The sequence below is a fragment of the uncultured Jatrophihabitans sp. genome (genome assembly GCF_964244045.1).
Taxonomy (GTDB): domain Bacteria; phylum Actinomycetota; class Actinomycetes; order Mycobacteriales; family Jatrophihabitantaceae; genus Jatrophihabitans.
The window spans coordinates 1-22769 of record NZ_CAXTHK010000029.1 but is presented as its reverse complement, the minus strand read 5'-3'; the positions used below and the strand labels follow the sequence as shown (position 1 = coordinate 22769).

18 protein-coding genes and 1 rRNA gene are annotated in these 22769 nt (G+C 70.4%); 18 read left to right on the top strand and 1 reads right to left on the bottom strand.

Annotation, left to right across the window (positions count from 1 at the left end; all coding sequences use genetic code 11):
* Positions 1 to 11: 11 nt before the first annotated feature.
* The gene (locus ACFFC4_RS17790; protein ID WP_375503373.1) at positions 12 to 4670 is read right to left on the bottom strand and encodes an ATP-dependent helicase; all 4659 of its coding nucleotides are present in this window, start codon (positions 4668 to 4670) and stop codon (positions 12 to 14) included.
* A gap of 186 nt (positions 4671 to 4856) precedes the next feature.
* On the opposite strand from ACFFC4_RS17790, the gene infC reads away from it, so the two are divergent.
* The 18 genes from infC to ACFFC4_RS17700 all read left to right on the top strand — a co-directional run.
* Complete coding sequence (gene infC / locus ACFFC4_RS17785) at positions 4857 to 5486, top strand: translation initiation factor IF-3 (RefSeq protein ID WP_375503313.1); 630 nt, start codon at positions 4857 to 4859, stop codon at positions 5484 to 5486.
* Between the two features lie 15 nt (positions 5487 to 5501).
* Entirely contained in the window at positions 5502 to 5696 is a 195-nt protein-coding gene (gene rpmI, locus ACFFC4_RS17780) for a 50S ribosomal protein L35 (RefSeq protein WP_375503311.1), read from the top strand.
* A gap of 58 nt (positions 5697 to 5754) precedes the next feature.
* Positions 5755 to 6153, top strand: coding sequence for a 50S ribosomal protein L20 (gene rplT / locus ACFFC4_RS17775; RefSeq protein ID WP_375503309.1), 399 nt, complete (start codon positions 5755 to 5757; stop codon positions 6151 to 6153).
* An 8-nt stretch (positions 6154 to 6161) separates the two neighbouring features.
* Positions 6162 to 6938: a TrmH family RNA methyltransferase gene (locus ACFFC4_RS17770; protein WP_375503371.1), complete on the top strand. Its 777-nt coding sequence runs from the start codon at positions 6162 to 6164 to the stop codon at positions 6936 to 6938.
* A gap of 128 nt (positions 6939 to 7066) precedes the next feature.
* Positions 7067 to 8170 carry a phenylalanine--tRNA ligase subunit alpha gene (gene pheS, locus ACFFC4_RS17765; protein ID WP_375503307.1) on the top strand — a complete coding sequence of 368 codons (1104 nt, stop codon included), beginning with the start codon at positions 7067 to 7069 and terminating at the stop codon, positions 8168 to 8170.
* Positions 8170 to 10647 carry a phenylalanine--tRNA ligase subunit beta gene (gene pheT / locus ACFFC4_RS17760; protein ID WP_375503305.1) on the top strand — a complete coding sequence of 826 codons (2478 nt, stop codon included), beginning with the start codon at positions 8170 to 8172 and terminating at the stop codon, positions 10645 to 10647. Before pheS ends, pheT begins: the two co-directional genes overlap by 1 nt.
* A gap of 59 nt (positions 10648 to 10706) precedes the next feature.
* Positions 10707 to 11216: a DUF4262 domain-containing protein gene (locus tag ACFFC4_RS17755; RefSeq protein WP_375503303.1), complete on the top strand. Its 510-nt coding sequence runs from the start codon at positions 10707 to 10709 to the stop codon at positions 11214 to 11216.
* Positions 11217 to 11263: 47 nt separating this feature from the next.
* Positions 11264 to 12277, top strand: a complete 1014-nt coding sequence (gene argC / locus ACFFC4_RS17750; RefSeq protein ID WP_375503301.1) for an N-acetyl-gamma-glutamyl-phosphate reductase — start codon at positions 11264 to 11266, stop codon at positions 12275 to 12277.
* Positions 12274 to 13425 (top strand): bifunctional glutamate N-acetyltransferase/amino-acid acetyltransferase ArgJ, encoded by a 1152-nt coding sequence (gene argJ / locus ACFFC4_RS17745; RefSeq protein WP_375503299.1) that lies wholly within the window; start codon positions 12274 to 12276, stop codon positions 13423 to 13425. The genes argC and argJ overlap by 4 nt, the downstream gene beginning before the upstream one ends.
* Complete coding sequence (gene argB / locus ACFFC4_RS17740; RefSeq protein WP_375503297.1) at positions 13422 to 14330, top strand: acetylglutamate kinase; 909 nt, start codon at positions 13422 to 13424, stop codon at positions 14328 to 14330. The genes argJ and argB overlap by 4 nt, the downstream gene beginning before the upstream one ends.
* Complete coding sequence (locus ACFFC4_RS17735; protein ID WP_375503295.1) at positions 14327 to 15508, top strand: acetylornithine transaminase; 1182 nt, start codon at positions 14327 to 14329, stop codon at positions 15506 to 15508. Before argB ends, ACFFC4_RS17735 begins: the two co-directional genes overlap by 4 nt.
* A complete protein-coding gene (argF, locus tag ACFFC4_RS17730) occupies positions 15501 to 16427 on the top strand; it encodes an ornithine carbamoyltransferase (RefSeq protein WP_375503293.1) in 927 nt (308 codons plus the stop codon). The genes ACFFC4_RS17735 and argF overlap by 8 nt, the downstream gene beginning before the upstream one ends.
* Positions 16424 to 16966, top strand: coding sequence for an arginine repressor (locus tag ACFFC4_RS17725; protein ID WP_375503291.1), 543 nt, complete (start codon positions 16424 to 16426; stop codon positions 16964 to 16966). The genes argF and ACFFC4_RS17725 overlap by 4 nt, the downstream gene beginning before the upstream one ends.
* The gene (gene argG, locus ACFFC4_RS17720; protein WP_375503289.1) at positions 16963 to 18393 is read left to right on the top strand and encodes an argininosuccinate synthase; all 1431 of its coding nucleotides are present in this window, start codon (positions 16963 to 16965) and stop codon (positions 18391 to 18393) included. Before ACFFC4_RS17725 ends, argG begins: the two co-directional genes overlap by 4 nt.
* Positions 18386 to 19819, top strand: a complete 1434-nt coding sequence (gene argH / locus ACFFC4_RS17715) for an argininosuccinate lyase (RefSeq protein WP_375503287.1) — start codon at positions 18386 to 18388, stop codon at positions 19817 to 19819. The genes argG and argH overlap by 8 nt, the downstream gene beginning before the upstream one ends.
* A complete protein-coding gene (locus ACFFC4_RS17710; protein ID WP_375503285.1) occupies positions 19804 to 20448 on the top strand; it encodes a DNA-3-methyladenine glycosylase in 645 nt (214 codons plus the stop codon). Before argH ends, ACFFC4_RS17710 begins: the two co-directional genes overlap by 16 nt.
* On the top strand, positions 20445 to 21683 hold the full coding sequence (tyrS, locus tag ACFFC4_RS17705) for a tyrosine--tRNA ligase (RefSeq protein ID WP_375503283.1): 1239 nt from the start codon (positions 20445 to 20447) through the stop codon (positions 21681 to 21683). The genes ACFFC4_RS17710 and tyrS overlap by 4 nt, the downstream gene beginning before the upstream one ends.
* A 651-nt stretch (positions 21684 to 22334) precedes the next feature.
* Positions 22335 to 22769: ribosomal RNA gene (locus ACFFC4_RS17700) — 16S ribosomal RNA — on the top strand; the annotation flags it as partial.

Sequence of the window (22769 nt, the reverse complement as noted above, 5' to 3'; positions counted from 1 at the left end):
TCAGCCCGCCGTCAGGCGCGCAGACGCAGGCCGCGCGGCGTCGGTCGGAACCCGGCCGCCGCGAGCGCCTCACCCAGCGCCGAACCAGTGACCGGAGCGCCGTCGGCCTTCTCGACGGCTAGCTTGCCCAGGGCTCCGTCGCGCACGGCCAGGGCGAGTGCATCGGCTGCCGGCTGCAACACCTGGACGTCGTCGGTGAACGACAGCAGCGTGCGTCCACCGCGCTCGACGTAGAGCACGAGCGCACCGTCGACCAGGACCACGAGTGCGCCGGCCTTGCGGGCCGGCTGGTGCCCGCGGCCGCCCTTCTCGGTCGCGGAGGCGTCGGGACGGGGGGCCTCGGGCCAGGGCAGCGCCCCGCCGTAGGGGTTGGCCGGGTCGGTGGCGGCCAGCACCAGCGCGGCCGAGCTGTCACCCGAACGCGCATCGGCAGGTCGGCCCTCGGCCCGCAGCCGGTCGACGGCGCCGGGCAATGCGAACTGCGCCGCGCCGAGGCCTTCGACGAAGTAGCCGCGCCGGGCCCGGCCGGACTCCTCGGCCGTCTTGAGCACCGGGTACACGGCCGAGAAGCCGCCGGTGATCCGCTCACCGGCCACCGAGCCGCGGGTGACCACGCCGTAGCGGTCGAGTAGTACGTCGGCAGCGGCCAGTGCCCGGCGGGTGGGGTCGAGGTCGCGGGCCGGCACGGCCGCCCAACGCCCGCCCATTCCGTACGGCGTAGGTCGCAGCGCCGAGGCCGCACCGCCCGGCGCCCTCAACCCGGCGTACCGCCCGCGGCGCCGCGGCGGTGCCTGCGGCTTGCGAGCGTGCGCGGTCTTGCCGCCCGTGAGCCGAGCTCGGATCGGCGCGAGCGTGTCGTTGGTCAGCAGGCCGGCCCAGACGAGTTCCCACACCGCGCGGGTGATCGCCTCATCTGTCTCGAATCCGCCTTCGGCCGTTGCGCGGGTCACCAGCGAGGTGAAGAACAGTGCCTCGTCGCCGGCCAGCGCATCGCGGACCGCACCGGCGAGCGGGTCGTCGACCTCGTCGGCCACCGGCAGGATCAGCCCGGCGATCTCGGCCGGCGCCAGCGTGATCCAGCCGTCGTTGCCGGCCAGCGATCCGGCGCCGGCCCACACGACTTCGCCGGCAAGGGTCAGCTCATCGAGCAACGCGGGCGAGTAGCCGGCGACCCGGCTCGGCAGCACCAGCGTCTCGAGCGCGCTGGCGGGCACCGCCACGCCGGCCAGCTGCTCCACCGCGCGCAGCAGCGCGTCGACACCTCGCGACGAGCGCAGGCCGAGCCCCTGCCAGGCCGGGATGAAGCGGGCCAGCGCCTCGTGCGGAACGGGTTCGACCTCCTTGCGCAGCGCGGCCAGTGAGCGACGCCGGATCGCGCGCAGCACCTCGGCGTCGCACCACTCTGTCGCGATGCCACCGGGTCGGAACTCGCCCTGCACCAGCCGGCCCGACGCACCGAGTCGGGCCAACGCCGTCGAGACCACAGCCACCCCGAGACCGAGGCGCCAGGCCACCTCCTGCGCGACGAACGGGCCGTGCGTGCGGGCGAAGCGTGACACGAGGTCGCCCAGCGGGTCGCGGACCGGCTCGGTGAACGCCTCGGGTACGCCGACCGGCAGGGCAGCACCCAGCGCGTCGCGCACCCGACCGGCGTCCTCGATGGCCAGCCACCGTTCCTGGCCGGCGATGCGAACGCGGATCACCCGACGCGACTCCTCGAGCCCAGCAAGGTCCTGCGCGGTGGCGCCGCGGGCCATCGCCTCGTCGGTGCTCAGGTCGCCGATCGCGCGCAGCAGGTCGTGCACACCGTCGGGCCCCCGCGCGTGCCGGTCCTCGGTGAGCCGGGCGATGTCGGACTCGACCTGCGCGATCGACTCGGGGTCGAGCAGCTCGCGCAGGTCGGTGGCCCCGAGCAGCTCGGCCAACAACGCGGTGTCGAGCGAGAGCGCCTGCGCGCGCCGCTCGGCCAGCGGGGCGTCGCCCTCGTACAGGAACAGGCCGACGTAGCCGAACAGCAGCGAGCGCGCGAACGGTGAGGCCGACGGCGTCTCGACCTCCACCAGCTTCACCGTGCGGCCGGCGAGGTCGCGCATCAGCCCGATGAGCCCCGGCAGGTCGAAGACGTCCTGCAGGCACTCGCGCATGGCTTCGAGCACCACCGGGAAGTCGCCGTACTCGGCCGCCACCTGCAGCAGCTGATTGGCGCGCTGGCGTTGCTGCCACAGCGGCGTGCGTCGACGCGGGTCGCGACGCGGCAGCAGCAAGGAGCGCGCCGCACACTCGCGGAAGCGGGACGCGAACAGGGCCGACCCGCCGACCTCAGAGGTCACCAGCGCCTCGATCTCATCGGGCTCGAACACCGCGATGTCGCCGGCTGGCGGCTCGGCGTCGGTGTCGGGCAAGCGCAGCACGATGCCGTCGTCGGAGTGCATGGACGACACCTCGAGCCCGTACCGCTCGCGCAACCGGGCCGAGATGGCCATCGCCCACGGGGCGTTCACCGGAGCGCCGAAGGGGGAGTGCACGACGAGGCGCCAATCGCCCAACTCGTCGCGGAAGCGCTCGACGAGGATCGTCCGGTCGTCGGGCAGGTGGTGGGTCGCTGCCTTCTGCTCGGCGAGATAGGTCAGCAGGTTCGACGTACCCCAGTCGTCGAGCCCCGCAGCGCGGGCCCGCGCCTCGGCGACGCCGGGTTCGGCGTGCGCGACCTCGCGAAGGAACGCTCCCAGGGCCCGCCCGAGCTCGGCCGGCCGACCGGGCTGGTCGCCCTTCCAGAACGGCATCTTGCCGACCTCGCCCGGCGCCGGCGTGACCAGCACCTGGTCGTGGGTGATGTCCTCGATGCGCCACGATGACGAGCCGAGCAGGAAGACGTCGCCGACCCGCGACTCGTAGACCATCTCCTCGTCCAGCTCGCCGACCCGCCGGCCCGGCCCCTCGCCCGAGGCCAGGAACACGCCGAACATGCCGCGGTCGGGGATGGTGCCGCCGCTGGTGACGGCCAGGTGCTGCGCCCCGCGACGTGCGGTGAGCTCGCCCGTCACGCGGTCCCAGACCAGACGTGGCCGCAGCTCGGCGAAGGCGTCGGACGGGTACCGCCCGGCCAGCATGTCGAGCACGGCCTCGAGCGCCGACCGGGGTAGCCCGGCGAAGGGGGCCGCACGGTGCACGAGCTCCTCCACCTCGTCGACGGTGACCGTATCGAGCGCGACCATCGCCACGATCTGCTGGGCCAGCACGTCGAGCGGGTTGCGCGGATAGCGCATCGACTCGATGAGCCCATCGCGCATCCGCTCGGCCACCACTGCGCACTCGAGTAGGTCGCCGCGGAACTTCGGGAAGATGACACCGCGGGAGACGGCACCGACCTGGTGCCCGGCCCGGCCCACGCGCTGCAACCCCGCGGCGACCGATGGCGGTGACTCGACCTGCACCACGAGATCGACGGCGCCCATGTCGATGCCCAGCTCGAGTGAGGAGGTGGCCACCACCGCAGGCAGCAGACCGGCCTTGAGTTCCTCTTCCACGATCGAGCGTTGCCCGCGGGACACCGACCCGTGGTGGGCACGAGCCACGACGATGTCGCCGGCCGGGCGCCCGGAACCCGACTGCGCCATCAATTCCGCCGGTGCTCGCCCCGATTCGTCGGCAGCGACGCCGGCGCGTTCGGTGGCCAGCTCGTTGAGCCGGGCCGTGAGCCGTTCGGCCAACCGCCGCGAGTTCGAGAAGACGATGGTGGAGCGGTGCGCCTCGACCAGGTCGAGCACCCGCTCCTCGACGTGCGGCCAGATCGACGCGCGGCGCTGGGCACCGGCCGCCGCGCCGGTGAGGTCGTCGGTGGGCTCGCCGATCGCCGACATGTCCTCGACGGGCACCACCACCTGCAACTCGATCGTCTTCTGCGACGTGGGTTGCACGATCGTGACGGCCCGACCGCCGGCCAGGAAGGTAGCCACCTCGTCGACGGGACGCACTGTGGCCGAGAGTCCGATGCGCTGCGCCGGGCGCTCGAGCAGGCCGTCGAGGCGTTCGAGCGAGACCGCCAGGTGAGCGCCGCGCTTGGTGGAGCACACCGCGTGCACCTCGTCGACGATCACCGTGTCGACGCCGCGCAACGACTCGCGAGCCGCCGAGGTCAGCAGCAGGAACAACGACTCTGGGGTGGTGATGAGGATGTCGGCCGGCCGCCGGTTGAAGAGACGACGCTCATCGGCCGGAGTGTCGCCGGAACGCATGGCCACGGTGATGTCCGGTTCGGGCAGACCGAGCCGCAAGGATGCCTGTCGGATACCGGCCAACGGCCCCCGCAGGTTGCGCTCGACATCGACGGCCAACGCCTTGAGCGGGCTGATGTACAGCACCCGGCAGCGGCGCTTCGGATCCTCGGGAACCGACTCGGCGGCCAGCCGGTCGAGCGCCGACAAGAAGGCAGCGAGGGTCTTGCCCGACCCGGTCGGCGCAACCACCAGCGTGTGATCACCCGACGCCACGGCATCCCATGCACCCAGCTGTGCGGCTGTCGGCGCGGCGAACGCGCCGTCGAGCCAGGCCTGGGTGGCGGGGGAGAACTGGTGCACACTGCCATCCTGCACTCGCCCACCGACAACGTCGGTCGTTTGGGCGTCCTCCCTGGCGCTGTTACCCTGGGAAGGCGACCAATCCCCGGCCAGCCGGGGATGTGCAAGCGGAAGCTCTCGAGCCTCCCACCCGAGCCGTCTGCCTCATTCGACGAGCCGGGTCCGGTCACGGTATCCGGCTTCGGCCGGGCGCCGTGCGTTGCCCTCCTCGGGTGACGTCGACCGGTCGGTGAGTCAACGACGGCCCCGTGTGCACGAAGCGCAGCGGGGCCGTTCGTCATGTTCGGGCCCGAGCAGCACCGACAGAGCACTACGTACGAGACCCAGGGAGGTCCCATCAGCTCCGAACCCAGGATCAACGACCGGATTCGCGTACCAGAAGTTCGACTCGTCGGACCCGAGGGCGAGCAGGTCGGCATCGTGCCGATCGGCAAGGCCCTCGAACTCGCCGCCGAGAACGACCTGGATCTGGTCGAGGTCGCCCCGATGGCGCGTCCGCCCGTCTGCAAGCTCATGGACTACGGCAAGTTCAAGTACGAGAGCGCGCAGAAGGCTCGCGAGGCGCGACGCAATCAGGCGTTGACCGTCATCAAGGAAATGAAGCTGCGCCCCAAGATCGACTCGCACGACTACGAGACCAAGAAGGGTCACGTCGAGCGGTTCCTGAAGGCCGGCGACAAGGTCAAGATCACGATCATGTTCCGTGGCCGCGAGCAGTCCCGCCCCGAGCTGGGGTTCCGGCTGCTGCAGCGATTGGCCGAAGACATCACCGAGCTCGGTTTCGTCGAGTCCTCGCCGAAGCAGGACGGCCGAAACATGGTCATGGTCGTGGCCCCGCACCGCTCGCCCGGCAAGACCGTCCGGGTCGGACGCCCCGAGCCGACCGAACCGACCGAACTGACCGAATAGCAACGAAGGATTCCGATGCCCAAGAACAAGACGCACAGCGGCACCAAGAAGCGCATCAAGATCACCGGCAGTGGCAAGCTGCGCTCGCAGCACGCCGGCATGCGCCACAACCAGGAGCACAAGTCCTCGACGCTCACCCGGCGCCTCACCGGCACCAAGGGCATCGCTCCCGCCGACGTCCCGCGCGTGAAGCGCCTGCTCGGCCGCTGACCCTCTACCTACCTCGCGCGCCGCGTCAGCGGAGCGCCCCGAGAGCAAGGAACACACCGTGGCACGCGTCAAACGGGCAGTAAACGCCCAGAAGAAGCGCCGGAGCGCCCTCGAAGCCGCCAGTGGTTACCGCGGCCAGCGTTCGCGGCTCTACCGCAAGGCCAAGGAGCAGCTGCTCCACTCGGCCACCTACCAGTACCGCGACCGCAAGCAGCGCAAGGGCGACTTCCGGCAGCTGTGGATCACCCGCATCAACGCGGCGGCCCGCGCGAACGACATGACCTACAACCGTTTCATCCAGGGTCTGCGCCTGGCTGAGGTCGAGGCCGACCGCAAGGTGCTGGCCGACCTCGCCGTCAACGACCCGGCGGCCTTCACCGCCCTCGTCGAGGTCGCCCGCGCAGCCGTGCAGGCAGAGGGCATCGGCGGCGCGGCTGCCCAGTCCCCGGTTGCCTGAGGCCCGTCCTGCTCAGTAGCACCAACGCCCGGCTCGTCGCCGCGCGCCGCCTCACCCGGCGGTCCGCGCGGCGTGACACCGGGCGTTTCCTTGCCGAGGGCGCCCAGGCCGTACGAGAAGCGCTGGCGGCCGGCGCGGTGCTCGAGTCGTTCGCGACCGCCGAGGCCCTCGCGCGGCACCCCGAGCTCACCGCTGACGCGGCCGAGGTCTCGCCGAGGGACGCCGCGTCGCTGTCGGAGACGGTGACGCCGCAGGGTCTCGTCGCGGTCTGCCGGCTCGAACAACCGGCGCTGTCCACGGTCCTCGACCGGGCTCCGACCCTGCTCGCCGTGCTCGTCGAACCCGCCGAGCCGGGCAACGTGGGCGCGATCATCCGCACCGCCGACGCAGCCGGGGCCGACGCGGTAGTCCTCGTCGGCGGGGTCGACGCGTACAACGGCAAAGCCGTCCGGGCCAGCGCCGGAAGCCTGTTCCATCTGCCCGTCGTGCACGTCACCGACCCGCCCGCCGACGTCTTGGTCTCGTTGGCGACCCGGGTCGCCACACTGGCCACGACGGGTGACGCAAAGGTCGACCTCGACACCCTCGCCGAGGACGGCACGCTCGACGGGCCGACGGCCTGGCTGTTCGGGACCGAGGCGCACGGCCTGCCGCGCGACGTCCTGGCACGCGCCGCGCAGACCGTCCGCGTGCCCATCCACGGCCGCGCCGAGAGCCTGAACCTCGCCGCGGCCGCGGCGATCTGCCTCTACGCCAGCGCACGGGCGCAGCGACGCAGCCGGTAAGGTGCGGTCGTGACCTGGTGCAGCTCTTCGCCCTTCGGCGCGCGGCTTGCGGCCGCTCCCACCGCGCTCGCTTGATCACCCGGCGCGCGTCCGCCCGCCCCACCGCTCACGCAAGGACCTGACGACGCATGCCTTCGCACAACTTCGACCCGGTCGAGGTCGCCGCACTGCAGCCTGAGAACGTCCAGGCCGCGGTCGACGCCGCGCTCGAGGCGTTCACAACCTCCACCACCCTCGACGACCTGAAGACCGCGGTCCTCGCCCACGACGGTGACCGCTCGCCGCTCGCCCTGGCCAACCGCGAGATCGGCGCCCTGCCGCCCGCCGCGCGCAAGGCCGCGGGGCAGCGCATCGGTCCGGCGCGCGGACGCGTCAAGCAGGCCGCCGCAGCCCGGCAGTTCGAGCTCGAGGCCGAGCGAGACGCGCGCGTGCTCGTCGAGGAACGCGTCGACGTCACCCTGCCGACGACGCGCCGACCGGTCGGTTCGCGGCACCCGATCACCACCACCATGGAGCGCATCTGCGATGGCTTCCTAGCCATGGGTTGGGAGATCGCCGAGGGCCCGGAGGCCGAGGGCAGCTGGTTCAACTTCGACGCGCTGAACACGCCCGCCGAGCACCCTTCACGCGATCTGACCGACACGTTCTACGTGGGCGCCGAGGGCAGCCACGTCGTCCTGCGTACGCAGACCTCGCCCGTCCAGATCCGCACCATGCTCGAGCGCACGCCGCCGATCTACATCGTCTGCCCCGGCAAGGTGTTCCGCACCGACGAACTCGACGCCACGCACACGCCGGTGTTCCACCAGCTCGAGGGGCTGGCCGTCGACGAGGGCCTGACGATGGCCCACCTGCGCGGCACCCTCGATCACATGGTCGCCGACATGTTCGGGCCGGGCATCGCCACCCGGTTACGGCCGCACTACTTCCCGTTCACCGAGCCGAGCGCTGAGATGGATCTACAGTGCTTCGTCTGCCATGGCGAGTCGGTGGGCAATCCCGAGCGTCCGTGTCGCACCTGCAAGAGCGAGGGTTGGATCGAGTGGGGCGGCTGCGGCATGGTCGACCCGCGCGTGTTGACCGCGTGCGGCATCGATCCCGTGCGCTACAGCGGTTTCGCGTTCGGCATGGGCATCGAACGCACTCTGATGTTCCGCAACGGCGTCGAGGACATGCGCGACATCGTCGAAGGCGACGTGCGCTTCAGCGCCGCGTTCGGAGTGGAGGCGTAGTGAAGATCCCGATCAGCTGGCTCGCCGAGCGCGTCGAGCTGCCGGCCGGTCTCACCCCGCGCGAGCTCGCCGAGGCGCTCATCCGCGTAGGCATGGAGGTCGAGGGAGTTGAGTCGGCGGCCGACGGGTTGTCCGGCCCCATCGTCGTCGGACGCGTGCTGTCGGTGCAGCCCGAGCCGCAGAAGAACGGCAAGACGATCAACTGGTGCTTGGTCGACGTCGGGCCGCAGCACGCGACTGACGAGGGCGGCCCCCGCGGCATCGTCTGTGGCGCGCACAACTTCGGGGTCGGCGATCTGGTCGTCGTCTCGCTGCCGGGCGCCGTGCTGCCCGGCGGCTTCGCCATTGCCGCGCGCAAGACGTACGGCCACATCTCCGACGGGATGATCTGCTCCGTCCGCGAGCTGGGGATCGGTGACGATCACGACGGGATCCTCGTGCTGCCCGTCGATTCGGCGCTGCCCGGCGCCGACCCCATGGCGTTGCTCGGCCTCGACGACGCGGTGCTCGACGTCGCCATCACCAGCGACCGCGGGTACTGCCTGTCGGTGCGCGGCCTGGCCCGCGAGGCGGCTTGTGCGCTCGTCGTCCCGTTCCATGAAATCTTCGCTGATGTGCCCGAACCCGACGGCGGCGCCTACGACATCCACGTCGACGACCCGACCGCGTGCGACCGGTTCTCGGCCCGCGCGGTGACGGGCCTCGACCCGACCGCGCCCACCCCGGAGTGGCTCGCGACGCGGCTGCGGCTGGCCGGCATGCGCTCGATATCGCTCGCCGTCGACATCACCAACTACGTCATGCTCGAGACGGGCCAGCCGCTGCACGCCTTCGACCGGGCCCGCCTGTCGGGCCCGATTCGCGTGCGTCGCGCTCGACCCGGGGAGAAGCTCACCACGCTGGACGATGCGGTCCGGGCGCTCGATCCGAGCGACGTAGTCGTCGCCGACGACTCCGGGGCGGTGGCGCTTGCCGGCGTCATGGGCGGTGCCTCGACGGAGATCGGCGCGACGACGACCGACATCGTGCTCGAGGCCGCGCACTGGGACCCGGACACGGTGGCCCGCACGGTGCGGCGGCACAAGCTGCCCAGCGAGGCCGCGCGGCGCTTCGAGCGCGGCGTCGATCCCGAGATCGCGGGCGTTGCGCTGGCGCGCTGCGTCGAACTGCTCGTCGTACACGGCGGTGCCGGGGACGCCGGCGGGTACACGGTCGTCGGCGAACGGGTGCCGTTGTCGACGATCGAGCTACCGGTCACCCTGCCCGAACGCACGGCCGGTATGCCGATTGCGCCGGCCGACGTGGTTGCGCACCTCACGGCCGTCGGTTGCTCTGTCGAGAACGGCGACGTCCTGCGCGTGCGGCCGCCCTCGTGGCGCCCCGACCTGCTGCTGCCCGCCGACCTCGTCGAAGAGGTCGTCCGCCTCGCGGGTTACGAGAACCTGCCGTCGGTGCTGCCCACGGCTCCCGCCGGTCGCGGGCTCACCGCACGCCAGCAGCTCGAACGTGACATCTCACGTGCCGTCGCCGCCTGGGGTCTGACCGAGGTGCTGACGTACCCGTTCGTGTCACCGGCCGTGCACGATGCTTTCGGGCTGGACGCTGACGACCCGCGCCGCCGCGGCTTGCGGCTTGCGAACCCGCTGTCCGAGGACGAGCCCGAGCTGCGCACGTCGTTGCTGCCCGGGTTGCTGTCGACGGTCACCCGCAATCTCGGGCGGGGCACCCGCGACCTGGCGATCGTCGAGACCGGCCTGGTGTTCCTGCCGCACGACGCCCAGCAGGCTGCGGAGCTGCCGGGCATCGCCGCCCGTCCGAGCGACGCCCAACTCGCGGCCCTCGACGCGGCCCTGCCCGCTCAGCCCAAGCACCTGGGAGCCGTGCTCGCCGGAGCGCTGGAGCCCAAGGGCTGGTGGGGCGACGCACGCCCCGCGACGTGGGCCGACGCGGTCGAGGTCGCGCGCGTCGTGGCCCGTGCGGCCCGCGCCGAGCTGACCGTGCGGCCCGCCGAGTACGCACCCTGGCACCCGGGACGCTGCGCCGAACTGCTTCTCCACGAGGCCGTGATCGGGCACGCCGGCGAATTGCATCCGCGAGTGACCGCGGCTCTCGGCCTGCCCGAACGCACGTGTGCGGTCGAGCTCGACCTCACGGCCTTCACTGCGGCCGAACCGGCGCAAGCGCCCGTCATCTCCGGCTACCCACCGGTGCTGCTGGACGTCGCGCTCGTCGTCGATGAGGGCGTCGCGGCGGCCGACGTGCAGACGGCGCTGGTCGACGGCGCCGGCGAACTGCTCGAGGACGTCCACCTCTTCGACGTCTACGGCGGTGACCGGCTCGGCACTGGCGTGAAGTCGCTGGCGTTCGCGCTGCGCCTGCGTGCCCCCGACCGCACCCTCACCGTCGAGGAGGCCACCGTCGCCCGCAACGCCGCAGTAGCCGCCGCGACCGCCGCTACCGGAGCCCAGCTGCGCTAGTAGGACTGTTCTGTCGGTAGCCGCTCCTAGCCTTCTGATTATCAAACCAGGAGGCACACATGTGCGATTGCTGCGACTTCATCGCCGCCCGAGGCGGCCGTCCCGACGACCCACGACTGGTCAACGAATACCAGCGCGTCTGGCGCGCGGGCACCAAGGCGAAGATCCGCGAGCACGGGCGCTCGCTCGTGTACGTAGAGACCAGGCCGACGCTGACCTACACCATCGGTTTGTGGTCCGCCGGCCATGCTGAACTCGCCGTCTTCGGTCTCGAGCCGCACGTCGCCGGGCCGCTGCTCAACACCATCGGCGATCAGCTCTCCGCGCGACGCGAGACGCTGGGCGCGGGATCTTTGCTCGTCGAGTCCGGTTGGGAACTGAAGGCGTTCCAGCTGCCCCGCCCGTACGAGGTTGCGCCCCAGATCGATCACTTCTACCGGCGGCGCCCGCAGCAGACCGTCCCCGTCCTGCAACTCGTGTACCCCGACGTCCATGGTGTCTGGCCCTGGGAGCCGGGATGCCACCAGTTCCCGGGTCAGCAACCGATGCCCGGCACCTGGGTGGCATGAGCGACCCTGCTTCGTATGAAATTGCAGTCTCGTGCATAATCGTGCGCATGGGAGTCAGGGTTGCCGTCGCCGGAGCCAGCGGTTACGCCGGGGGAGAGCTGCTGCGTCTCGTGGCGGCGCACCCCGATCTCGAGGTCGTCGCGGTCACCGCGCACGCGAACGCCGGTCAATCGCTCGGCGCGGTGCACCCGAATCTGCGTTCGCTGGCGCACCTCGTCTTCGGCGAGACATCGCCCGAGACCCTTGCCGACGCCGACCTGATCTTCCTCGCGCTGCCACACGGCGCGTCTGCCGACCTGGCTGCGCACCTGCCGCAGTCCGTGAAGATCGTCGATCTCGGCTCCGACCATCGCCTAGCGGACGAGGCGGCGCACTCGCGCTACTACGGCGGCGATTACCACCAACCCTGGACGTACGGCCTACCCGAGCTGGCCGGTCAACGGACGGAGATCACCGCCGCACAGCGCGTCGCGAACACCGGCTGCCACGCCGTGGCTGCCATCCTGCCGATCGCTCCGCTGGTTGCGGCTGGCCTGGTCGAGCCGGCGGACGTCGTCGTCACCTCGGCCAGCGGGACGTCCGGGGCCGGCCGATCCGCCTTGGTCAATCTGCTCGGCAGCGAGGTTATGGGCGACCTGTCCGGTTACAAGGTCGGGGCGCACCGCCACGTGCCCGAGATCAAGCAGGCGAGTGGGGTCACCAGTCTGACCTTCGTGCCGGTGCTCGCGCCCATGCCTCGCGGCATCTTGTCCACCGTGGCCGTCCGGCCGGTGGCCGGCGCCACCGAGGTCGACGCGCGCGCCGCGTTGGTCGCTGCGTACGCCGACGAGCCGTTCGTCTACCTGCTGGACGCTGGTCAGCAACCGCACACGTCCGCCACCGCAGGCTCGAACAGCGCGCACCTCCAGGTCGTCACCGACCAGGACTCCGGCCGCTTCGTGCTCACCTGCACGATCGACAACCTCGGCAAGGGCGCGGCCGGCCAAGCGCTGCAGAATGCCAACCTCATGCTGGGCCTCGACGAGACCGCAGGACTTTCGGCGAACGGAGTGAGCCCGTGAGCGTCACCGCGGCCAGGGGTTTTCGGGCAGCGGGCGTGGCCGCCGGACTCAAGGCCCGCGGCGGACTTGACGTTGCGCTCGTCGTCAACGACGGCCCGCGCAGTGACGCCGCCGCGGTATTCACGAGCAACCGGGTGAAGGCCGCGCCAGTGCACTGGACTCAGCAGGCCGTGTCCGACGGACGCCTGCGCGCGGTCGTCCTGAATTCCGGCGGGGCCAACGCGTGCACCGGCCCCGACGGCTTCGCCGACACACACCGGACGGCCGAGTACGTCAGCTCTGCGGTCGATGTCGATGCAGGCGACGTCGCGGTCTGCTCCACCGGTCTGATCGGCGAGCGGTTGCCGATGAAAGAGCTGCTCAGCGGGGTCGACGCGGCCGCGGCTGCCTTGTCTGCGGATGGCGGCGCCGACGCAGCAGAGGCAATCCGCACCACCGACACGCGCGCCAAGCAGGCCGTCGTGCACGGCGACGGTTGGATCGTCGGCGGCATGGCCAAGGGCGCGGGCATGCTGGCGCCGGGCCTGGCCACCATGCTCTGCGTCCTCACCACCGACGCGCTGGCCGACAGCCACACGGTCCGTGTCGCGCTGGAGGACGCCACCCGCACCACCTTCGACCGCATCGACGCCGACGGCTGCATGTCCACCAACGACACCGTCGTCCTGCTGGCCAGCGGCGCCTCCGGCGTGGCCCCACGCCCAGAGGAGCTCGCCGCCGCAGTGCAGGCCGTGTGCACGGACCTCGCTGCCCAGCTGCTCGCGGACGCAGAGGGCGCTACCAAAGAGGTCCGCATCGAGGTCGTCGGCGCTGCCACCGAGGCCGATGCCGTCGAGGTCGGGCGCAGCATCGCCCGCAACAACCTGCTCAAGTGCGCGCTGTTCGGCAGCGACCCCAACTGGGGGCGGGTGCTCGCCGCGGTGGGCACGACGCAGGCCGTCTTCGAGGCCGACGAACTCGACGTCGCCATGAATGGCGTGCAGATCTGCCGCAACGGCGCCGCGGGTGACGACCGCGACCTCGTCGACCTCACCGGCCGCGACATCCACATCTTGGTCGATCTCAACGCCGGCCGGCAGACGGCGACGGTGTGGACGAACGACCTCTCGCACGCCTACGTCGAAGAGAATTCTGCGTACTCGTCATGAGCGGCACGACGGGTCTGACACGAGACATCGCGCAGGCCAAGGCTGCTACGCTCGTCGACGCATTGCCGTGGCTGCAGCGGTTTCACAACAAGATCGTGGTCATCAAATACGGCGGCAACGCCATGATCAGCCCGGACCTGCAGGCGGCATTCGCCGAGGACGTCGCGTTCCTGCGCTATGCCGGCCTGCGCCCGGTGGTGGTGCACGGCGGTGGCCCGCAGATCACCGAGCACCTGACGCGACTCGGGATCGAGTCGGAGTTCCGTGGCGGGTTGCGGGTCACCACGCCGGAAGCCATGACGATCGTACGGATGGTGCTCACCGGCCAGGTGAACGCGGACATCGTCAACCTGCTCAACGACCACGGGTCGATGGCCATCGGGCTGTCCGGTGAGGACGCCAGCCTACTCACGGCCGAACGTCGCGGCACCGTCGTCGACGGCGTCGAGGTGGACCTCGGGCAGGTCGGCGACGTGGTGGCCGTCGAGCCGTCGGCGGTGCACGCCCTGCTCGACGCGGGCCGCATCCCGGTCATCGCCACCGTCGCCCGCGGGCTCGACGGCCAGACCTACAACGTCAACGCCGACACCGCCGCGGCCGCGATCGCGGTGGGACTCGGGGCGGAGAAGCTGATCGTGCTCACCGACGTCGAGGGCCTCTACGCCGACTGGCCGGCCAGCACCGACATCGTGCGCGAGATCGACACCGACGCACTGACCGCACTGTTGCCCGAGCTTTCGAGCGGCATGGTGCCCAAGATGGCGGCCTGCGTACGGGCGGTCGACGGCGGCGTCCCGCGCGCCACCGTGCTGGACGGTCGCCTCGAGCACGCGATCCTGCTCGAGATCTTCACCAGCGAGGGCATCGGGACGATGGTCGTCCCGGCCGAGGGAGTGCAAGCATGACGTTCGACAGCCGCTGGCAGGCCGTGATGATGAACAACTACGGCACGCCGCCCATCGCCCTCGACCACGGCGACGGCGTCCGCGTTTGGGACACCGACGGCAACGCCTACCTCGACTTCGTCGGCGGCATTGCGGTGTCGGCTCTCGGGCATGCCCACCCGGCCATCGTCGCCGCGGTCACCGAGCAGGTCGGCAAGTTGGCGCACACGTCCAACCTGGTCATGCACGAACCGGGCATCACGTTGGCCGAGCGCCTCGTGCACTTGCTCGGGATGCCGGCGCGGGTGTTCTTTGCCAACAGCGGTGCCGAGGCCAACGAATGCGCGCTGAAGCTCGCTCGCCTGCACGGCAACCGTTCCGGCCGCAGCACGATCGTCTCCTGCACGAGCAGCTTCCACGGCCGCACCCTCGGCGCACTGTCGGTCACGGGCAACGCGGCGAAGCGCGAGCCGTTCGCGCCGCTGCCCGGTCCGGTCGTGTTCGTCGACTACGGCGACCTCGACGCGCTCGCGGCCGCCGTCGACGACACGACCGCCGCCGTCATCGTCGAACCGACCCTCGGCGAGGGTGGCATCGTGCCACCGCCGTCGGGGTTCCTGGCCGGCGTCCGCTCCCTCTGCGACGCCGCTGGCGCGCTCATGATCGTCGACGAGGTGCAGTCCGGCATCGGCCGCACCGGCAACTGGTTCGCCAGCCAGGCCGAGGGCGTGCGTCCTGACGTGATCACGCTCGCCAAGGGCCTTGGCGGCGGGCTGCCGATCGGCGCCTGCCTCGGCATCGGGGCTGCCGGCGAGCTCTTCGCACCGGGCGATCACGGGAGCACCTTCGGCGGCAACCCGGTGTCGTGCGCAGCGGCGTTGGCCGTGCTCGACACCATCGCCGACCAACAGCTGCTCGACCAGGTCAAGCGGGTCGGCCAGCACCTCGCGGATGCGCTCGGCTCACTCGACAGCCCACTGATCACCGAGGTCCGTGGCTCCGGTCTTTGGCTCGGCGTCGGCCTCGACGGCGCGCACGCACCCGCCGTCGAGCAGGCCGCGCGGGCCCACGGCCTGCTCGTCAACGCCGTCCGTCCAGACACCATCCGGCTGGCCCCGCCGCTCATCACCACCGAGGCCGAGGTCGACGAGGCGGTACCGCTGTTCGCCGCCGCGTTGGCCGAGGTGTCCGGTGCCTAGACACTTCCTGCGCGACGACGACCTCGCGCCGGACGAACTGCTGGCCGTTCTCGACCTTGCCGACGAGATGAAGGCCGACCGGCACCGCTACCGCCCGCTCGCCGGGCCGCAGGCCGTCGCGCTGATCTTCGACAAGCCGACGCTGCGCACCCAACTGTCGTTCTCGGTCGGCATCAGCGAGCTCGGCGGTCAGCCGGTCGTGGTCGACGGGCGCCTCGCCGGAATCGGTCAACGTGAGTCGATCGCTGACGTCACCCGCGTCGTCTCCCGGCAGGTCGCGGCGATCGTGTGGCGCACCTTCGGCCAGGACAGCATCGAGGAGATGGCCGCGCTCAGCCCTGTCCCGGTGATCAATGCGCTCACCGACCAGTTCCACCCGTGCCAGATCCTCGCCGATCTGCAGACCGTCCGCGAGCACAAGGGGCACCTTGCCGGACTCTCGTTTGCCTACGTCGGCGACGCGGCCAACAACATGGCGCACTCCTACCTGCTGGGCGCCGCGGCGGCGGGCCTGGACGTGCGCCTGGCCGGACCGCCGGAGTATCAACCGGACCCGCGCATCGTTGCCGACGCAGAACGGATCGCCGCCGGCACGGGCGCCTCGATCACCGTCACCGACGTCGTCGAGAAGGCACTCGACGGCGCCGACGTCGTCGTCACCGACACCTGGGTCTCGATGGGCCAGGAGGCCGAGAAGGACGCACGTGAGGCGCCGTTCCTGCCCTATGCGGTGACCGCCGACAGCCTGGAACACGCGGCGTCCGACGCCATCGTGCTGCACTGCCTGCCCGCTTACCGGGGCAAGGAGATTTCAGCCGAGGTTCTGGACGGCCCGCGCAGTGTCGTGTGGGACGAGGCCGAGAACCGCCTGCACGCCCAGAAGGCGCTGCTGGCCTTTCTATTGGAGCGCTCCGTATGAGCGACGTGCGCGCCCTACGCGGCGCGCCCACGAGGGCCTCCCGGCACGCCCGGATCGTCTCTGTCATCGCCGAACACACCGTCCGTTCGCAGGCCGAGCTCGCAGTGCTGCTCGACGCGGCAGGCGTCCACGTCACCCAGGCCACCTTGTCGCGCGACCTCGATGAGCTCGGCGCGGTGAAGCTTCGGCCGGCCGACGGCGGCGCCCCCGCGTACGTCATCCCCGAGGACGGCTCACCGCTCGTCAATCGCTCGGTCGACGACGATCCGCCACACCGTCTGGCCCGGATGCTCGGCGAGCTGCTCGTCAGCGCCGAGGCCAGCGCCAACCTGGTGGTGCTGCGCACGCCTCCGGGCGCGTCGGACTTCCTGGCCAGCGCCCTCGACCGCGCCCGGATACCCGAGGTGCTGGGCACGGTGGCCGGCGATGACACGATCCTGGTCATCAGCCGGGCACCGGATGGTGGCGCGGCCCTCGCCGACCACCTGCTCGACCTGGCCCGCCCGCACGCCGATCCCTTGGAGACGCACCAACCATGAGCAAGGTCCTGACGTCTCTCCCGGCCGGCCAACGCGTCGGCATCGCCTTCTCCGGTGGGCTCGACACCTCCGTGGCCGTCGCGTGGATGCGCGAGCGCGGCGCCGTGCCGTGCGCGTACACCGCCGACATCGGCCAGTACGACGAGACCGACATCTCGACCGTCCCTGACCGGGCCCGGCAGTACGGCGCCGAGATCGCGCGGGCGGTCGATTGCCGCCGGGAGCTCGTCGAAGAGGGGCTGGCCGCGCTTGCGTGCGGCGCCTTCCACATCCGCTCCGCCGGCCGTGCCTATTTCAACACCACCCCGCTCGGCCGGGCCGTCACCGGCACCATGCTGGTGCGGGCGATGCGCTCGGACGACGTCCACATCTGGGGCGACGGCTCGACGTTCAAGGGCAACGACATCGAGCGCTTCTACCGGTACGGGTTGCTGGCCAACCCGTCGTTGCGTATCTACAAGCCCTGGTTGGACGCCGATTTCGTCACCGAGCTGGGCGGCCGGGCCGAGATGAGCCAGTGGCTCGTGGAGCACGACCTGCCCTACCGCGACAGCTCGGAGAAGGCGTACTCCACCGACGCCAACATCTGGGGGGCGACGCACGAGGCCAAGACCCTCGAGCACCTCGACACGTCGCTCGAGACCGTCCAGCCGATCATGGGCGTGCGCTTTTGGGACCCCGAGGTCGCCATCGACGCCGAAGACGTCACGGTCCGCTTCGACGCCGGTCGCCCGTCGGCGATCAACGGCGTCCACTATGACGACCCGGTCGAACTCGTTCAGCAGGCCAACGCCGTCGGCGGACGCCACGGGTTGGGGATGTCCGACCAGATCGAGAACCGCATCATCGAGGCCAAGTCCCGCGGCATCTACGAAGCGCCCGGAATGGCGCTGCTCTGGATCGCCTACGAGCGCTTGCTCAACGCCGTCCACAACGAGGACACCATCGCGAACTATCACAGCGAGGGGCGCCGCCTCGGCCGCTTGCTCTACGAGGGCCGCTGGCTCGACCCGCAGGCGCTCATGCTGCGCGAATCCATTTATCGCTGGGTGGCGTCGCTGGTCACCGGCGAGGTGACGCTGCGACTGCGCCGCGGCGAGGACTACTCGGTGCTCGACACCCGCGGCCCAAGCTTCAGCTACCACCCGGACAAGCTGTCGATGGAGCGGACCGCGAACGCTGCCTTCGGTCCCGTCGACCGAATCGGGCAGCTGACCATGCGCAACCTCGACATCGCCGATTCGCGCGCCAAGCTCGAGCAATACGCCGGCCAGTCCGAGATCCTGCTCGGTCGCACGTACCTGTTCGGCGACCTCGAGCGAGGCGGTCTCACCGCGGGCGGGGCCGACGAGATCGCCTCCGGCGCCCGAGAGGGAGCCGACGAGGTGGTGCTCGATCACGCCGCCATGGAGAGCGGCAATGACTGATCCGGCCACCGAAGCCCAGGCAGGAACGGCCGCGCTCTGGGGCGGTCGCTTCACCGGTGGGCCGTCCGACGCGCTCGCCGCGTTGTCGCTGTCGACTCACTTCGACTGGCGTCTCGCCCGGCACGACCTCGCCGGATCGCGCGCGCACGCCCGGGTGCTGCACTCAGCCGGCCTGCTCACCGACGAGGAGCTCGCCGGCATGCTCGGCGGGCTTGACAGGCTCGAGGACGACGTCGTCGCCGGCACCTTCGGACCCGTCCCCGCCGACGAGGACGTGCATACCGCGCTTGAACGCGGCCTCCTGGATCGCGTGGGGGTCGACCTCGGCGGCCGGTTGCGAGCCGGCCGGTCACGCAACGATCAGATCGCCACGTTGATCCGGATGTACCTGCGTGACGAGGCCCGTGCCCTGGCCCGCGGTGTGCTGGACGTCGTCGAGGCGCTCGCGGGCCAGGCGCGCGCGCACCTCGGCGTGGCCATGCCCGGGCGCACCCACCTGCAGCACGCCCAGCCCGTCCTGCTGTCCCACCACCTGCTCGCGCATTGCTGGGCGCTGACGCGCGACGTCGCGCGATGGCGGGATTGGGACGCCCGCGCGGCCCGCAGCCCCTACGGCGCCGGTGCGCTCGCCGGGTCGTCGCTCGGCCTCGACCCGGCCGCTGTAGCCGCCGAGCTCGGCTTCGACGGGCCCAGCGAGAACTCGATCGACGCCACCGCGGCCCGCGACGTCGTGGCCGAGTTCTCGTTCGTCTGCGCGATGCTGGCCGTCGACCTCTCGCGGATCGCAGAAGAAGTCATCCTCTGGGCCACCAAGGAGTTCTCCTTCGTCGCCCTCGACGACGCGTACTCCACCGGCAGCTCGATCATGCCGCAGAAGAAGAACCCGGACGTCGCCGAACTGACGCGTGGCAAGGCGGGTCGGTTGATCGGCGACCACGCCGGCCTGCTGGCCACGCTCAAGGGCCTGCCGCTCGCCTACAACCGCGATCTGCAGGAGGACAAGGAGCCGGTGTTCGACGCCGCCGACACGCTGCACCTGCTGCTTCCGGCGATGAGCGGCATGCTCGCCACCCTCGTCTTCGACACCGAGCGCCTCGAGTCGCTCGCGCCGCAGGGCTTCTCGCTGGCCACCGACGTCGCCGAGTGGCTGGTCCGGCGCCGGGTCCCGTTCCGCGTGGCACACGAGGTGGCGGGGGCATGCGTCCGGGCCTGCGAACAGCGCGGCATCGAGCTCGCCGACCTCTCCGATGACGACCTGATCGCGATCTCGCCCGACCTCACCCCCGCAGTGCGCGACGTCCTCACCGTTCGCGGCTCGATCGACTCGCGGTCGGCGGTCGGCGGCACCGCGCTGCCCAGGGTGCGCGAACAGCTCGAGCTGTTGCAGGTCACCGTCCGCGAGCAGGCGGCGTGGGCTCAGGCCTGACCGTCGACCGCGCTCGGCTGGAGCCGTCCGCGCTGGTGCTCGCGCCCCGGCTGATCGGCGCCGTGGTGGTGTCCGACGTCGGCGGTCACGAGGTCGCCGTCCGGCTGACCGAGGTGGAGGCGTACGAGGGGACGGACGACCCCGCGTCGCACGCGTTCCGCGGCCCGACGCCGAGAACGACCGTGATGTTCGGACCACCCGGTCATCTGTATTGCTACTTCACCTACGGCATGCACTGGTGCGCGAACGTCGTGTGCGGTCCGGATGGCACCGCGTCGGCAGTGTTGCTGCGAGCAGGGGAGGTCATCCGCGGTATCGAGCACGCGTTCGCGCGTCGACCGGCTGCGCGCCGCGAACGCGACCTGGCAAGGGGGCCGGCACGGCTCGCCTCCTGCCTGGCCCTCGATCGGGACACCAACGGCGTCGATGTGTGCGACCCGTCCTCTCCGGTGCGGGTCGAGTCCCTACCGACGCGCCGACGCCCGGGCGTGGTCAGCGGCCCGCGGGTCGGCATCCGGACGGCCACCGAGCGTCCCTGGCGCTTCTGGCTGGCCGGCGACCCGACCGTCTCGACGTTCACGGCAGGCAGTCGAAACCGCTCGGCGACACCCGGCAGACTGGACGGATGAGTAGCGACCCACGCGCCGACCTGCCCCCGGACCTGCGGGACGCCTACGAGATCCTCAGCAGCGGCGCGGCGCAGATCCTGCCGGCCGACGGACTCGTGGAGCGGTTGCTCGCTGCGCGGGCCGAGAACCGGCCGCTGCGCGTGAAGCTGGGCATCGACCCGTCGGGTACCGACCTCACGCTCGGGCACGCGGTGGTGCTGCGCAAGCTGCGGCAGTTCCAGGACCTCGGCCACACCGCGGTGCTCGTCGTGGGTGGGTTCACCGGCCAGGTGGGCGACCCGTCCGGGCGGACAGCGACCCGGGTGGCGCAGACCGCCGATGACGTCATAGCCAACGCGCAGGGCTACTTCGACCAGCTCATGCGCATCCTGGACGAGAAACGCACCGAGGTGGTGAACAACGCCGACTGGCTCGGGTCGATGAGCCTTGCCGGCATCCTCGACTACACCCGCCAGGTCACCGTCGCCCAGCTGCTCGAACGCGACGACTTCTCCCGCCGCTTTCAGGCCAAACAGCCGATCAGCTTGTCGGAATTCATCTACCCCTTGTTGCAAGGCATTGACTCGGTCGAGATCCGCGCCGACATCGAACTCGGCGGCACCGATCAGACGTTCAACAACCTTGTCGGTCGCGAGCTCCAGCGTTCGCGCGGCCAGGCCCCGCAAGCGGTGTTGACGGTGCCGTTGTTGGTAGGCACCGACGGCGTCGAAAAGATGGGCAAGTCCCTCGGGAACTACGTCGCGATCGCCGAGCCGGCAGCCGAGCAGTTCGGCAAGCTCATGAGCATTCCCGACGGGGTGGTCGGCATGTACGCGCGGCTGTGCACGGCGTTGCACCCCCGGGAGGTCGACGAACTGCAGAGCGCCGTCGCCAGCGGGGGAGCGGACGCCAACCGGGCGAAGCGAGCGGTTGCCCGTGCGATCGTCTCGCTCTACCACGGGTCGGACGCGGCTGCCGCGGCCGAGGGCCGGTTCGACGCGGTGTTCAAGCGCGGGGAGGTCCCGACCGAGGTGCCGGAGCTGGGACTGCCGGACACCGACCCGGTGCACCTGCCCGCGCTACTGGTTGCCGGCGGTCTGGCAGGCAGCTCCAGCGCGGCGCGTCGCGACATCGACGCGGGCGCGGTGAAGCTCGACGGCGTCACGGTCCCGGCGCATAGCTACGACCTACCGCGCAGCCAACTGATCAGTCGCGTCCTGACCTCGGGCAAACGTAAGGCTGCCCGCCTCGTGTGAGCGCCGGTTCCGCCGGATACCGGTGGGGTCGTGGGCCAGGTCACAAACTTTCCACCTGGTGTTTCCGCCAGGTTTCCGGCGTGCCGGGTTCGCGTGACGCCCGGATTTGCTGGGGTAACTGCGCGTGGGGGGCAAGTTTGCATCCCGCTTAGGGGCTGGCTAGTGTTCATCTTGTTCGCGCAACGGAGTCACGAACTGCACCGGGCCCACGCAATACCGCATGATCAGGGGCCGGAGCTAGTGAAGCCGGGTGAATGATTGCCCCCAAGCACGAGGTACTGCTCATAGAGCACCCCGACCAAGTGGGAGTTCTGGGTGGTGCCGGTCGTGTTTGACCGCGCGAGACCAACCGGGTAACGTATTTCAGGTTGCCCCCTGACCGACCGGAGACGGTCGTGACGGTGCGGATCCGCTCCTTGAGAACTCAACAGCGTGCCGAAAGTTAGTGCCATATTTTATTAACTCTCGTCTCGTGCTCCGGTTCGCCGGACACGGAAGAGATTCCTTTGGTACATCGAGCAAATAATTCCGTTTCCTGCTCATGCAGGAAATAGTCAGCTCGTATGAACCAGTGATTGAAACCGTCGCAGGACGGTGACTTTCCGAGTCGACACTCCGGCGTTGTTCGCAATGTCGGTCGTCATATAAACATTCACGGAGAGTTTGATCCTGGCTCAGGACGAACGCTGGCGGCGTGCTTAACACATGCAAGTCGAGCGAGGCTCCCTCCTTCGGGAGGGATGTCCTAGCGGCGAACGGGTGAGTAACACGTGGGCAATCTGCCCCTAGCTCTGGGATAACCCCGGGAAACCAGGGCTAATACCGGATACGACCTCAGAAGGCATCTTCCGAGGTGGAAAGGGTTTACTGGCTAGGGATGAGCCCGCGGCCTATCAGCTTGTTGGTGGGGTAATGGCCTACCAAGGCGACGACGGGTAGCCGGCCTGAGAGGGCGACCGGCCACACTGGGACTGAGACACGGCCCAGACTCCTACGGGAGGCAGCAGTGGGGAATATTGCACAATGGGCGAAAGCCTGATGCAGCGACGCCGCGTGAGGGATGACGGCCTTCGGGTTGTAAACCTC